The 14,499-nt window shown below is 68.8% G+C and carries 10 protein-coding genes; 2 read left to right on the top strand and 8 right to left on the bottom strand.

Translation table 11 applies throughout. The features are described 5' to 3' along the window. Position 1: 1 nt before the first annotated feature. Positions 2–2,284 carry an ATP-dependent DNA helicase gene (locus AC3WQY_RS00600; protein WP_492704966.1) on the bottom strand — a complete coding sequence of 761 codons (2,283 nt, stop codon included), beginning with the start codon at positions 2,282–2,284 and terminating at the stop codon, positions 2–4. Beyond that, positions 2,281–3,090 carry a hypothetical protein gene (locus tag AC3WQY_RS00595; RefSeq protein ID WP_492704962.1) on the bottom strand — a complete coding sequence of 270 codons (810 nt, stop codon included), beginning with the start codon at positions 3,088–3,090 and terminating at the stop codon, positions 2,281–2,283. The genes AC3WQY_RS00600 and AC3WQY_RS00595 overlap by 4 nt, the downstream gene beginning before the upstream one ends. 63 nt (positions 3,091–3,153) lie before the next feature. Between AC3WQY_RS00595 and AC3WQY_RS00590 the strand changes: the two genes are divergently transcribed. After that, complete coding sequence (locus tag AC3WQY_RS00590) at positions 3,154–5,748, top strand: cation-translocating P-type ATPase (protein WP_492704958.1); 2,595 nt, start codon at positions 3,154–3,156, stop codon at positions 5,746–5,748. A 2-nt stretch (positions 5,749–5,750) separates the two neighbouring features. Here the strand turns inward: AC3WQY_RS00590 and AC3WQY_RS00585 are convergent, their stop codons facing one another. From AC3WQY_RS00585 to AC3WQY_RS00560, 6 genes are all read right to left on the bottom strand, one after another. Further along, positions 5,751–6,446, bottom strand: a complete 696-nt coding sequence (locus AC3WQY_RS00585) for an ABC transporter ATP-binding protein (RefSeq protein ID WP_492705376.1) — start codon at positions 6,444–6,446, stop codon at positions 5,751–5,753. Between the two features lie 11 nt (positions 6,447–6,457). Further along, positions 6,458–7,222, bottom strand: a complete 765-nt coding sequence (locus tag AC3WQY_RS00580) for an ABC transporter ATP-binding protein (protein ID WP_492704955.1) — start codon at positions 7,220–7,222, stop codon at positions 6,458–6,460. Beyond that, positions 7,219–8,526, bottom strand: a complete 1,308-nt coding sequence (locus AC3WQY_RS00575; RefSeq protein WP_492704952.1) for a branched-chain amino acid ABC transporter permease — start codon at positions 8,524–8,526, stop codon at positions 7,219–7,221. The genes AC3WQY_RS00580 and AC3WQY_RS00575 overlap by 4 nt, the downstream gene beginning before the upstream one ends. A gap of 84 nt (positions 8,527–8,610) precedes the next feature. Next, on the bottom strand, positions 8,611–9,576 hold the full coding sequence (locus AC3WQY_RS00570) for a branched-chain amino acid ABC transporter permease (protein ID WP_425334709.1): 966 nt from the start codon (positions 9,574–9,576) through the stop codon (positions 8,611–8,613). A gap of 140 nt (positions 9,577–9,716) precedes the next feature. Then, positions 9,717–10,961: a branched-chain amino acid ABC transporter substrate-binding protein gene (locus AC3WQY_RS00565; protein ID WP_492704950.1), complete on the bottom strand. Its 1,245-nt coding sequence runs from the start codon at positions 10,959–10,961 to the stop codon at positions 9,717–9,719. A 108-nt stretch (positions 10,962–11,069) separates the two neighbouring features. Next, positions 11,070–12,731 (bottom strand): 3-(methylthio)propionyl-CoA ligase, encoded by a 1,662-nt coding sequence (locus tag AC3WQY_RS00560; protein ID WP_492704948.1) that lies wholly within the window; start codon positions 12,729–12,731, stop codon positions 11,070–11,072. A gap of 196 nt (positions 12,732–12,927) precedes the next feature. Between AC3WQY_RS00560 and AC3WQY_RS00555 the strand changes: the two genes are divergently transcribed. Next, positions 12,928–14,472 carry a methyl-accepting chemotaxis protein gene (locus AC3WQY_RS00555; protein ID WP_492704946.1) on the top strand — a complete coding sequence of 515 codons (1,545 nt, stop codon included), beginning with the start codon at positions 12,928–12,930 and terminating at the stop codon, positions 14,470–14,472. Positions 14,473–14,499: the final 27 nt, after the last annotated feature.

Here is a 14,499-nt window from a genome sequence, read left to right as displayed (position 1 = left end):
CCTAGCCGGCCCGCAATGACCACCAACGCGGCAGCAAGGCCTGCACCTCGGCGCGCGCATAGCGATCGTCGATCAGGTGCAGCACGCCCTCGTCCTCGGTCGTGCGTATCACCCGCCCGGCCGCCTGCACCACCTTCTGCAGGCCCGGGTAGAGGTAGGTGTAGTCGTAGCCGGCGCCGAACAGCTGCTGCATGCGCGTACGGATCTGCTCGTTGACCGGGTTGATCTGGGGCAGGCCCAGGGTGGCGACAAAGGCGCCGATCAGGCGCGCGCCGGGCAGGTCGATGCCCTCGGAGAAGGCGCCGCCCAGCACCGCCAGCGCCAGCCCGGCGCTGTGCTCGGTGAAGCGGGCCAGGAACTGCTTCTGCTCGGCCTCGCCCATGCGCCGCGACTGCGCCCACACCGGCAGCTGCGGCTGCTGCGCCGCCAGCACCTCGGCCAGCTGCTCCAGATAGGCGTAGCTGCTAAAGAAGGCGATGTAGTTGCCGGGGCGCGCCGCGTACTGGCGCGCCATCAGCTCGGCCATCGGGCGCAGCGAGGCCTGGCGGTGCGCATAACGGGTGGAGATGCCGCGCGCCACGCTGACCCGCAGCTGCTCGGCCGCAAAGGGCGAGCCCACCTCGATCTGCAGATGCTGCTCGGGCAGGCCGAGGAGCTTGGCGTAGTAGTCGGCCGGCTGCAGGGTGGCGGAGAACAGGGTGCTGCTCAGCGCCGCCTCCAGGCGCGGGCGCAGAAAGGGCGCCGGCAGCACATTGCGCAGGCACCAGCAGAGGCCGGCGCCGCCCTCCTCCCGGCTGCTGTCGACGATCGAATGGCTGCCCAGTTGCTCGGCCATGCGCAGGAAATGCAGGGCCTCGAAATAAAAGGCCTGCAGCGCCGCATCGGGCTCGGCGGGGTGCTCGGCGAAATGCTCGCCGATGGCGGCGCTGCACAGCTGAAGTGGCACAAGCAGCGCCTCGGGCAGCGCCTCGTGCACCTGGTAGGCCTCGGCCTGCGCCTTGGCCAGGGCCGCGCCGGCACGCTGCAGCTTGCCCAGCGCCTTCTTCAGCGGCGCGTGCTTGCGCGCCGCGGGCGAACGCCGCGCCTGCGCCAGCGTCTCGGGCAGGAGTTCGGCGCTGTACATCTTGCGGCCGCGCTCCACCAGGTTGTGGGCCTCGTCCACCAGCAGGGCCACGCGCCACTGGTTGGCCTGCGTCAGGCCGTGCAGCAAGGCGCTGACGTCGAAGAAGTAGTTGTAGTCGCCCACCACCACGTCGACCCAGCGCACCAGCTCCTGGCTCAGGTAATAGGGGCAGACCTGGTGCGCCAGCGCCAGCTCGCGCAACTTCGCCTGGCCGAGCTGGTGCTCCTGCGCGGCGGCGGTACGTGCTGCCGGCAGGCGGTCGTAAAAGCCCTGGGCCAGCGGGCAGGACTCGCCATGGCAGGCCTTGTCGGGATGCTCGCAGGCCTTCTCGCGCGCCACCAGCTCCAGCACGCGCAGCGGCAGCGGCGCCAGCCGTTGCAGGCCATCCAGCGCGAGCTGGCGGCCCGAACTCTTGGCGGCCAGGAAGAAGATCTTGTCCAGCGCTTTCGCCGGCGCCGCCTTCAGCAGCGGGAACAGCGTGCCCAGGGTCTTGCCGATGCCGGTGGGCGCCTGGGCCAGCAGGCAGCGCTGGTTCAGCGCCGCCTTGTAGACCGCTTCGGCCAGCGGCCGCTGGCCCTGGCGGAACTCGCCGAAGGGAAAGCTCAGGCGCTGCAGCGCCGCATCGCGCTCGCTGCGCTGCGCCAGTTGCTGCTGCGCCCAGGCCAGGAAGCGCTCGCCATGCAGCTCGAAATGCGCCTGCAGCTCGGCGGCGCTGCGGGTCTCGGTGAACAGCGTCTCCTGCTGGTTGCCGACATTGAAATACACCAGGGCCAGCTCCAGCGCCGCCAGCCCCTCCTGCTGGCACAGCAGATGGCCGTAGATGCGCGCCTGCGCCCAGTGCAGCGCGCGGTGCGAGGCCGGCTGGGTCTCGAGCCGGCCCTTGTAGGTCTTGACCTCCTCCAGGCGCTGGCGCACCGGGTCGTAGCCGTCCGCGCGGCCGCGCACCTGCAGCGTTTGCTTGTAGCTGCCGCTCAAGCCCACCTCGGCTCTGTATTCGGTCTTGCCGCCGGCACCACGCCGCGCGGCCACGGTGACATGGCCGGCCATGCCCTCCAGCGCGCTGGGCGCCGGCGTGAAGCGCAGGTCCAGGTCGCCCTGCTTGGCGGTGAACTCGCAGAGCTCACGCACCGCGACGCTGTAGACGGCGGGCGCGGTGCTCAAGCGGCGGCCTGCGCGTCGTCGCCCGGCGCGGCCAGCGCGGCCTGCGGCGCATCCGTCTCGCTGCGCAGCGGCACGGCCTTGGCCAGCGCCAGCCAGACCGCAAACGGCAGCTTGCAGGGCTGATGCTGGGCCGGACGCAGCAGTTCGAAGCTGCCCTCCTCCAGCGTGCCATGCAGCACCCAGACGCCAAACTGCGCGGGGATCTCCACCGGCTTGGCCACGCCGGCCGGGAACACGTAATAGACCTCGCTGCACAGCCATTGATAGGCCTGGCGCTTGGCGGCATGGCGCAGGTCGGCGAGCAGATCGGCGCGGCTGAACTTGACCTCGTGCACCAGTGGCTGCAGATAGGCCTCCACCGAGGTGTTGCGCACCGAGAACAGATCGGGCCGCGCCATGCGCCAGACATGCCGGGCCGCGCGCGCGGGGGCCGGCTCGTCCCACAACGGCACCGCCTCGCGCAAGGCCGGTGGCAGCTCGGCCGGCGCCTCGGTCTCGACCTGGGCGCGCAGCGAGAGCTCGCGCCAGACGATGCGGCCGCCCGCCATCAGCTGCTCGGCGAACTTCTGCGCCAGCCGGTCGTGACCGCTCAGCGCCCTGACGTTCTGCTGGCGCGCCTCGGCCAGCCACTGGATGCCGGCCGGGCTCAGGCGCAGGGTCTCGCGCCCGTCCGCGGCGAGGTGCAGATCCAGCATGCCGGCCGCCAGCAGATCGATCTCGAGCGCGTCCTTGCAGGGCCAGCCGGCCGAACGCCAGACCTGCATCAGGCGGCTGCGGTGGCTGCGACTCAGGGCGGGCGGACTCATCCCACTGATTATAAATACAGTAGCCAGCCGACCATGCCTGCGGCGCGCAGGGATACTGGCGGCATGACGCCCCTGCACCCCGCCCCCCACAGCATCGACAGCCAGGCCCTGGCGCGCCAGCTGGGCGTGCGCCTGGACGAAGGCCTGGCCGCCGACGAGGTGCTGGCGCGCCAGCAGGCCCATGGCCCGAACCGCCTGCCCGAGGCGCCGCCGCGCCCGGTCTGGGCGCGCCTCGCGGACCAGTTCCGCGACTTCATGATCCTGGTGCTGCTGGCCGCGGCCCTGCTGTCGGGCCTGATCGGCGATCTGGCCGACACCCTGGTGATCCTGCTGATCGTGCTGCTCAACGCCGCCATCGGCTTCTGGCAGGAATGGCGCGCCGACCAGGCGCTCAGCGCGCTGCAGCGCATGGCGGCGCCGCGCGCCACCGTGATGCGCGCCGGCGGCCAGCGCCATGTGGTGGCCACCGAGCACCTGGTGCCCGGCGACGTGGTGCTGCTGGAGGCCGGCAATCTGGTGCCCGCCGACCTGCGCCTGCACGAGGTGGCGCAGATGCGGGTGGACGAGTCGGCGCTGACCGGCGAATCGGTCACGGTGGAGAAGACGCACCAGCACCTGCCGCTGGAAGTGAGCGCCCTGGGCGATCGCATCAACATGGCCTACAAGGGCACGCTGGTCACGCATGGGCGCGGCGCCGGCCTGGTGGTGGCCACCGGCGCGCACACCGAGCTGGGCCAGGTGGCCGGCCTGCTGAACGGCGCGGCCAGCCGCGCCACGCCGCTGCAGCTGCGCCTGGCGGCCTTCGGCAAGCGGCTCTCGGTGGTGGTGCTGGCGATCTGCGCGCTGGTGTTCGCGATCGGCGTGCTGCGCGGCGAGCCCCTGCTGCTGATGGCGCTGACCGCCATCAGCCTGGCGGTGGCGGCCATCCCCGAGGCGCTGCCGGCGGTGGTGACGGTGCTGCTGGCGCTGGGCGCGCGCCGCCTCGTCACGGTGAACGCGCTGGTGCGGCGCCTGCCCAGCGTCGAGACGCTGGGCTCGGTGTCGGTGATCTGCTCCGACAAGACCGGCACCCTCACCCTCAACCGCATGCAGCTGCGCGAGCAGCGCAGCTGGCACACCGAGGCCGACGCCAACACCAACGTGTTTTGGCAGGCCCTGGTGCTGTGCAACGACGCGGTACCGGCAGCAGACGGCTGGCTGGGCGACCCCACCGAGACCGCCCTGCTGCAGGCCGCCGCCGAGGCCGGCCTGGACGTGGCCGCGCTGCAGCTGGCCAGCCCGCGCCGGCACGAATGGCCCTTCGATGCCGAGCGCAAGCGCATGAGCACCCTGCATCAGGCCGGCGCGGGCTGGGTCGCCTATGTGAAGGGCGCGCCCGAGTCGCTGCTGCCGCGCTGCGCCGCCGGGCCCGAGCGGGCCGAGGCGCTGGCCACCGCGCAGGCCTGGGCGGCCCAGGGCCTGCGCGTGCTGGCGGTGGCGCGCAAGCAGGGCAAGGCCGAGGTGGTGGCGGTGGCGGCCGATGCCTTCGAGCAAGACCTGACCCTGCTGGGCCTGGTGGGCCTGATCGACCCGCCGCGCCCCGAGGCGCGCGCCGCCGTGGCCGAATGCTTGGGCGCCGGCATCCGGCCGGTGATGATCACCGGCGACCATCCGGCCACGGCCCTGGCGATCGCGCGCGACCTGGGGCTGGACGCCAGCGGCGGCGTGCTCAGCGGGGCCGAGCTGGCGCGGCTGGACGAGGCCGGCCTGGCCGCCGCGGTGCAGCGCGTCTCGGTCTATGCGCGCATGGACCCGGCGCAGAAGATCCGCATCGTGCAGGCCCTGCAGGCCGCCGGCCAGTATGTGGCCATGACCGGCGACGGCGTGAACGACGCGCCGGCGCTGCGCAGCGCCGACATCGGCGTGGCGATGGGCCGCGGCGGCACCGACGTGGCGCGCGAGGCCTCCGCCCTGGTGCTGCTGGACGACAACTTCGCCACCATCGTCGGCGCGGTGCGCGAGGGCCGGCGCATCTTCGACAACATCCGCAAGTTCATCCGCTATGCGCTGACCGGCAATTCGGGCGAGATCTGGCTGCTGTTCCTGGCGCCCCTGCTGGGCCTGCCGATCCCGCTGCTGCCCATCCACATCCTCTGGGTCAACCTGGTCACCGACGGCCTGCCGGGCCTGGCGCTGGCCACCGAACCGGCCGAACGCGGCGTGATGCGCCGCCCGCCGCGGCCGCCGCAGGAGAGCGTGTTCGCCCATGGTCTGTGGCAGCACGCGCTCTGGGTGGGCCTGCTGATCGGCGGCCTGTGCCTGGGCGTGCAGGCCTGGTCGCTGGGCCTGCACCCCCAGGCAGCAGACTCGGCGGGCAACGCGCATGGCCAGACCATGGTGTTCACGCTGCTGACGCTGGCGCAGATGGCGCATCTGCTGGCGATCCGCTCGGAGCGCGAATCGCTCTTCACGCAGGGTCTGACGAGCAACCTGCCGCTGCTTGGCGCGGTGCTGCTGACGCTGGTGCTGCAGCTGGCCACCGTCTATGTGCCCTGGCTGCAGCCCATCTTCCGCACCCAGGCGCTCAGCGCCGGCGAGCTCTTCGCCTGCTTCGGCCTGGCCGGCCTGGTGTTCCTGGCGGTGGAGATCGAGAAGCTCTGGCGTCGGCGACGCGGCTAGAACTACACCTCCAACCACTCCTTGCGGATATAGCTGTTGGCGCGCAGCTCGGCGGGCGTGCCCTCGAAGACGATGCGGCCATGGCCCATCACATAGCAGCGCTCGGAGATCTCCAGCGCGATCGCCAGCTTCTGCTCCACCAGCAGCACGGCGATGCCGCGGCGCTTCAGCTCCTTCAGGTACTCGGCCACCAGCTCGACGATCTTGGGCGCCAGGCCCTCGGTGGGCTCGTCGATCATGATCAGGTCCGGGTCGCCCATCAGGGTGCGGCACAGCGTCAGCATCTGCTGCTCGCCGCCCGAGAGCACGCCGGCCTCGGTGTGCTGGCGCTCCTTCAGGCGCGGGAACATCTGGTACATGTCGTCGAAGCCCCAGCGCGCCTTCTTGGCGCCGCTCTTCTGGCCCAGCAAGAGGTTCTGGTGCACGGTGAGCTTGGGAAAGATGTCGCGGTTCTCGGGCACATAGCCGATACCCTCGTGCGCGATCTCGTAGGCCTTACGGCCCAGCAGCTCACGTTCGCCGAACTTCACCGAGCCGGTGCCGTCCACCTGGCCCATGATGGTCTTGGCGGTGGTGGAGCGGCCCGAGCCGTTGCGGCCCAGCAGGCTGACGATCTCGCCCGGCTGCACCTCCATGCTGACGCCATGCAGCACATGGCTCTTGCCGTAGAAGGCGTGCAGGTTGTCGAGTTTGAGCAGGCGACCTTGGCTCATGCGTGCACCTCCGCCAGCACCGAGCCCAGATAGGCCTCCTGCACGCGCGCATTGGCGCGCACCGCGTCGGGCGTGTCGAAGGCGATCACCTCGCCATAGACCAGCACCGCAATCTTGTCGGCCAGGCCGAACACCACGCCCATGTCGTGCTCCACGGTCAGCAGGGTCTTGCCCTCGGTGACCTCACGTATCAGCTGGATGAAGCGCTTGGTCTCGCTCTTGCTCATGCCCGCGGTGGGCTCGTCCAGCAGGATCACGCTGGAGCCGCCGGCGATGGTGATCCCGATCTCCAGCGCGCGCGCCTCGGCATAGGTGAGGTTCATCGCCAGCACGTCGCGGCGCTTGTCGAGCTTGATCATCTCCAGCACCTCTTCGGCGCGGTCGTTGGCATCGTCGAGCTCGGCCAGGAATTTCCAGAACGCGTACTTGTAGCCCATGCTCCACAGCACCGCGCAGCGGATGTTCTCGAACACCGAGAGGCGCGTGAACAGATTGGAGACCTGGAAGCTGCGCGAGAGCCCGCGGCGGTTGATCTCGTAGGGCTTGAGGTCGTTGATGCGCTCGCCGTGCAGCAGGATGTCGCCGCTGCTCGGGTGGAAGCGCCCGCTGATGAGGTTGAAGAGCGTGGACTTGCCGGCACCGTTGGGGCCGATCACCGCCACGCGCTCGCCGGGCTTCACCGCCAGCTCGGCGCCGCGGATGATCTCGCTCTTGCCGAAGCTCTTGCGCACATTGCGCAGTTCGAGGGCGTATTCGCTCACAGCGTCTCCCTGCGTTTGATCTCTTTCTCGATTTCCTCTTGCACCAGGTCCCACTCCTGCTTGAACTGGCGGCGCGCCAGCTCGAACAGGGCCAGCCCGGTCAGCAGCACGAAGCCGGCGCCGAACCAGGCGTCCACGCCGCCGGCGTTCAGGGCCATGCCGGCAAAGCGCATCTGCGGGCCCAGCGCGGCGTTCAGCTGGAGGTGATAGAGCATCTCCACCATCACCGCGGCGCCGGCCAGCAGGGTCAGGCCGGTGCCGGCCAGGGCCAGGTAGCTGGTCCAGAGTTTGCGCAGCTTGCCGAAGGCGGCAACGCGCAGATTCATCATGATCAGGGCGGCAAAGCCGCCCGGCGCATACATCACCATGAAGAGGAAGATCAGGCCCAGGTAGAGCAGCCAGGCCGAGGTCAGCTCGGACAGCAGCACCCCGGCCAACACCATCAGCACCGCACCGATGATGGGGCCGAAGAAGAAGGTGGCGCCGCCCAGGAAGGTGAACAACAAATAGGAGCCCGAGCGCAGCGCCCCCACCACCTCGGCGGTGACGATCTCGAAGTTCAGCGCCCCCAGACCGCCGGCAATGCCGGCGAAGAAGCCCGAGATCATGAAGGCCATGAAGCGCACCCACTGGGTGTCGTAGCCGATGAACTCGACGCGCTCGGGGTTGTCGCGCACCGCGTTGAGCATGCGGCCCAGCGGCGTGCGGGTGAGCGCGAACAGCAGCGCGGTGCAGATGAAGGCGTAGACCGCGATCAGGTAATAGACCTGGATCTGCGGGCCGAAGCTGATGCCCAGCACCGCCTTGCCGATCACGCGGTTGCCCGAGACCCCGCCCTCGCCGCCGAAGAACTCCGGCAGCATCAGCGACATCGACCAGATCAGCTCGCCCAGGCCCAGCGTGATCATCGCGAAGGGCGTGCCCGACTTCTTGGTCGAGACATAGCCGAACAGGGCCGCGAAGCCCAGCCCCGCCAGCCCGCCCACCAGCGGCACCAGGCTCACCGGCAGGCCCAGCTGGCCGGCCGACACGGCATTCAGCGTGTGCATGGCGAGGAAGGAGCCCAGCCCGCTGTAGACCGCATGGCCGAAGCTGAGCATGCCGCCCTGCCCCAGCAGCAGGTTGTAGGCCAGGCAGGCAATGATGGCGATGCCGATCTGCGACAGCATGGTCTGCGCCAGGCTGCTGGTCCACAGCAGCGGCGCAACCAGCAGCACCAGGGCATAGATGCCCCAGATGAACCAGCGGCCGACGTTGTAGGGTTTGAAGTGGTAATGGGAGGAACTGGCGCGAACGTGGTTCATGACAGGGCTCCCGCCGGGCCGCCCCAAGGGAGGCCTGCGCCCCCTTGGGGGGCAGTGAACGAAGTGAACGTGGGGGCCAACATGTCAGTCCTCGCGCGTGCCGAGCAGGCCCTTGGGGCGGAAGATCAGGATCAGCACCATCAGCAGATAGGGAAGAATCGGCGCCACCTGCGCCAGGCTGAGCCTCAGAATGGGGTAGCCGAAGGTCTGCGGGCCGGCCGCGATGCCCAGGCTGTTGAGCAGGGTGATGAGCGAGCCGTCCACCGTCAGCGGCAGGGTCTGCAGCAGGCCGATCAGGATCGAGCCGACGAAGGCGCCGGCCAGCGAACCCACGCCGCCCACCACCACCACCACGAAGATGATGGAGCCGACGATCACCGCCATCGAGGGCTCGGTGACGAAGGTGAAGCCGCCGATCACGCCGGCCAGCGCGGCCAGCGCGCAGCCGCTGCCGAACACCAGCATCAGCACGCGCGGCACGTTGTGGCCCAGCGCCTCGACCATCTCGGGATGCGTCAGCGCCGCCTGTATCACCAGGCCGATGCGGGTGCGCGTGAGCAGCAGCCACAGCGCCAGCAGCATGCCCAGCGCCACCAGCATCATGAAGGCGCGCGTGAGCGGGAACTTGGAACAGGCCGCCCCCGCCGCCGAGCACAGCGCCAGCGGCGCCTCGCCCAGCGCCAGGCTGAGACCCTGCAGCGGATGCTGCACGATGGTGAAGGCCGGCCCCTGCAGCGAGGGCGGCGGCGTGAACGGCACCGCCGTGCGGCCCCACACCAGCTGCACCAGCTCCAGCACCACATAGGACAGGCCGAAGGTGATGAGCAGCTCGGGCACATGACCGAACTTGTGCACGCGCCGCAGCGCCATGCGCTCGAAGCCCGCGCCCACCAGGCCCACCAGCAGCGGCGCCGCCAACAGCGCCGGCCAGAAGCCGATCACGCCCACCAGGGTGTAGGCGAAGTAGGCCCCCAGCATGTAGAAGCTGGCATGGGCAAAGTTCAGCACCCCCATCATGCTGAAGATCAGCGTGAGGCCGGAGCTGAGCATGAACAGCAGCAGCCCGGAGGACAGGCCGTTCAGCAGATTGATGAGGATTTGGTCCACGGGTTCTCGCGAAGTCGGTGCGTCTCAAGAAGCGGGGCCATCGTCACGATGCCCCCGCGCAGCCGGCTCGAATCAGACGGTGCTCAAGGGCGCTTCATCTGGCAAGAGGTGGGCGTGCTGGACACATAGGGCTCGTAGGTCTTCACCTCGGCAAAGGTATAGCCGGTGTTCTCCGGGCTGTACGTATGCTTGGCATCGACCTTCTGCCACACCGAGATGTAGAGCGGCTGCTGCAGCTGGTGGTCGGTCTTGCGCATTTCCACATCGCCGTTGAAGCTCTTGAACTTCAGCCCTTCCAGCGCCGCCGCCACCTTGAGCGGGTCGGTGGACTTGGCCTTGGCCATGGCATCGCCCAGCGCGCTGTAGATATGGATCACGCTGCCGGTGTAGAAGTCGTCGTTGAACTTGGCCTTGAACTCGTCGGCCCACTTGCCCATCTGGCCGCCCATGCTGTTGTGGTTGTAGGCCACCTGGTAGACGCGGCCCGCACCGCTGGCGCCAATCGCCGTGGGCGTGCCGGTGACGCCGGCGTAATAGGTGTAGAACTTGCCGTTGAAGCCCGACTCGTTGGCGGCCTTGATGAGCAGCGCCAGGTCCGAGCCCCAGTTGCCGGTGATCACGGTGTCGGCGCCGCTGGCCTTGATCTTGGCCACATAGGGCGCGAAGTCGCGCACCTGGGCGATCGGGTGCAGGTCTTCGCCGACGATCTGGATGTCCGGACGCTTGCGCGCCAGCAGTTCCTTGGCGTACTTGGCGACCTGGTGGCCGTGCGCGTAGTTCTGGTTCAGCAGGAACACCTTCTTGACGTCGCTCTGGTCCTTCAGGAAGGTCGTGATGGCCTCCATCTTCATGGAGGTGTCAGCGTCCATGCGGAAGTGCCAGTAGCTGCACTTGCTGTTGGTCAGGTCGGGATCGACCGCCGAATGGTTCAGGAACAGGATTTCCTTGCCGGGGTTGCGCTCGTTGTGCTTGTTGATCGCGTCCACCAGGGCCAGCGCCACGCCCGAGCCATTGCCCTGGGTGACATAGCGCACGCCCTGGTCGATGGCTGACTTCAGCGCGTTCAGCGATTCCGCCGGGCTCAGCTTGTTGTCGATCGGCACGATCTCGAACTTCACGCCGGCGGGGTTGGTCTTGTTGAACTTCTCGGCGAAGAACTGGAAGCTCTTGACCTGGTTCTGACCCACCGGGCCCATCAGGCCGGAGAGCGGATCGATCCAGGCAATCTTCACCGTCTCGCCCTTCTGGGCATGGGCCAGGCCGGCGCAGCTGAGCAGCGCTGCGGCGGCAAGGGTTGCCAGGGTGGCGGTTCGTTGGGCTCTGTGCATCGTTGTCTCCTTGGGTTGTATAAGGCGTGCGTTACAGAAAAAACCGGCGTCGTGCCAAGACCCGACCCGCCGGCTCGAGCGGCCGCGGTGTCAGGTCTTGCCTCGTGATCAGGCCGTGGGCAGCTTGTAGCCCTTGAACTGCTCGCGCAGCTTGAGCTTCTGCAGCTTGCCGGTGGCAGTGTGCGGCAGCTCGGTGACGAAGGCCACGTCGTCGGGAATCTGCCACTTGGCGATGCGGCCCTCGTAGAAGGCCAGCAACTCCTCGCGTGTGAGTTCCGCCCCGGGCTTCTTCACCGCCACCAGCAGCGGGCGCTCGTCCCACTTGGGATGGCGGCAGGCGATCACGGCGGCCTCGTGCACGGCCGGGTGGGCCATGGCGATGTTCTCCAGGTCGATCGAGCTGATCCATTCGCCGCCGGACTTGATCACGTCCTTGCTGCGGTCGGTGATCTGCATGAAGCCATCGGCATCGATGGTGGCCACGTCGCCGGTGGGGAACCACTCGCCCATCGAGCTGCCGTCGGCGGCATGCACGGGTACCAGCGGCGAGCCGTCCTGCAGGAAATAGGTGTTGATGACCCAGGGGCCGCGCACCACCAGGTTGCCGGCGCTGGCACCATCCCAGGGCAAGGCCTGACCCTCGTCGTCGATCACGGCCATGTCGATGCCGTAGATCACCTTGCCCTGCTTTTCCAGGATGCGGCGCTGTTGCTCGGGCGGCAGGGCCAGCTGCTTGGCGGTGAGCTTGGAGAGCGTGCCCAGCGGCGACAGCTCGGTCATGCCCCAGGCATGGATCACCTCCACGCCATAGTCGTCCATCAAGGTCTTGAGCATCGCCGGCGGGCAGGCCGAGCCGCCGATCACGGTGCGCTTGAAGGTGCTGAAGCTGAGCTTGTTGCTGGCCACATAGGTCAGCAGGCCCAGCCAGACGGTGGGCACGCCGGCGCTGAAGCTGACCTTCTCGGTCTCGAACAGCTCGTAAAGCGACTTGCCGTCCAGGTGCGGGCCGGGGAACACCAGCTTGCAGCCGACGATGGCGCTGCTGTAGGGCAGGCCCCAGGCGTTGACGTGGAACATCGGCACCACCGGCAGGATCACGTCCTTGGCCGAGCAGTCCATCGCATCCGGCAGGGCCGAGCCATAGGCATGCAGCACGCTGGAGCGGTGGCTGTAGACGGCGCCCTTGGGGTTGCCGGTCGTGCCCGAGGTGTAGCAGATGCTGGAGGCGGTGTTCTCGTCGAAGCTGGGCCAGGCATAGCGGCCGTCCTCGGCCTCCAGCAGCTCCTCGTAGCAGAGCAGATTGGGCAGCGTGCTGGCGGCCGGCATGTGGGCACGGTCCGTCATCAGCACATAGTGCTTGATCTGCGGCAGGTGCTCGGCCAGCTTCTCGACCAGGGGCAGGAAGTTGAGGTCGAAGCACAGGGCGCGGTCCTGCGCATCATTCGCGATCCAGGCGATCTGCTCGGGGAAGAGACGCGGGTTGATGGTGTGGCAGACCAGCTGCGAGCCCGAGCTGCCGTAGTAGATCTCCAGATGGCGGTAGCCGTTCCAGGCCAGGGTGCCGACGCGCTCGCCGGCCTGCAGGCCCAGACGGGCAAAGGCCTGGGCCAGCTTGCGCGAGCGCAACTCGGCCTCGCGCCAGTTGTAGCGGTGCAGATCGCCCTCGACCCGCTTGCTGACGATCTCGGTATCGCCCGAATGCCGCGCCGCATGCTGGATCAGTGAAGAAATCAGCAAGGGCATGGACATCATCTGTCCCATCAAGGCCATCTACGGTCTCCTGTATTTCTTGGTTCAATCCAGTTTAGGGCGCGTCCCCTAGCTCGATAGTCACCCTCGTTACACAGGTTGCGCAAGAGCACCTAGCGTAAACACTGCCCCGGCTTGCGACAGCCCCTGCACCAGCAGTTGGCAGATTCCCGCCCCATGCTCAGAATCGGTGCATCGCCCGCCAAGAGGATTCGCCATGAACCTGAACAACCTGGGCCTGGCCCGCAAGCTCACCGGCGCCATCGCGCTGCTGCTGGCCGCGATGCTGGCCATCGGTGGTTTCACCCTGTTCCGCGCCCAGGCCATCGAGCGCCAGGCCAGCGCGGCGATCGAACAGGCGCAGACGCTGATACGCAAGTCGGTCAAGTGGCAGGGCATGACCGAGACCGCGGTGGCGCGCAGCATGGCCGCCGCGGTGAGCAAGGACCCCGCGGTGGGCGAGCTCTTCAAGGAAGCCATGGCCACCGACACGCCGCGCGTGGTGAAGCTGCGCGAGGAGATCACCAAGGAGGCGCAGACGCCCGAGGACCAGACCCAGCTGAAGCAGATCGTCGGCTTTGGCGGCAGCCTGCTGGCCGCCAGCAAGAAGGCGCGCGAACTCGGCGCGGCCGGCGACAGCGCCGGCGCCGCCAAGGTGGTGCAGGAGGAATACGGGCCGGCGGTGCGCAGCTATCTGGGCGCGATCGAGCGCTTCGTGCAGATGCAGGCCGACAAGGCCAGCAAGGCCGAGCAGGCCGCGGTGGCGGCGCGCAGCGGCCTGCTGTGGATGGGCGCCATCGGTGCGCTGCTGATCGTGGCGGCCGGCATGCTGATCGCCTGGGCCCTGGTGCGCTCCATCGTCACCCCGCTGGCCCAGGCCGTGAAGCTGGCCGAGGCGGTGGCGGCCGGCGATCTGCGCACCCATATCAGCGCCGCGGGCACGAACGAAACCGGCCAGCTGCTGGCGGCGCTCAAGCGCATGAACGACGGGCTGGTCGACATCGTGGCCCAGGTACGCGAGGGCAGCGACTCGATCGCCACCGGCAGCGCCGAGATCGCGCGCGGCAACGCCGACCTGAGCCAGCGCACCGAGGAGCAGGCCAGCAATCTGCAGCACACCGCGGCCTCGATGGAGCAACTCACCGCCACCGTGAAGCAGAACGCCGACACCGCGCGCGCCGCCACCCAGCTGGCCGCCAGCGCCTCGGCCGTGGCAGCCCAGGGCGGCACGGCGGTGAACGAGGTGGTGGCGACGATGGAGCAGATCAGCGCCGCCTCGCGCAAGATCTCCGACATCATCGGCACCATCGACGGCATCGCCTTCCAGACCAATATCCTGGCGCTGAACGCCGCGGTGGAGGCGGCGCGCGCCGGCGAGCAGGGCCGCGGCTTCGCGGTGGTGGCCGGCGAGGTGCGCACGCTGGCGCAGCGCAGCGCGCAGGCGGCGCGCGAGATCAAGACGCTGATCGGCGACAGCGTCGACAAGGTCGAGATCGGCAGCACCCTGGCCGGTAATGCCGGCCGCACCATGGCCGAGATCGTGAGCCAGGTGAAGCGCGTCTCCGACCTGATCGCCGAGATCAGCGCCGCCAGCGCCGAGCAGAGCCAGGGCATTGCCCAGGTGGGCGATGCGGTGACCCAGCTCGACCAGGTGACGCAGCAGAACGCCGCCCTGGTCGAACAGGCCGCGGCGGCGGCCGACAGCCTGCAGCAGCAGGCCGGGCGCATGACCGAGGTGGTGGCGGTGTTCCGGCTGCACTGACAGGGGCATTGCGCGCCCGCCCGACGG

The sequence above is a fragment of the Roseateles sp. FW301-B2 genome, assembly GCF_058788955.1.
The sequence above is the reverse complement of the archived record's forward strand: the minus strand, read 5'-3'. Positions and strand labels throughout refer to the sequence as shown.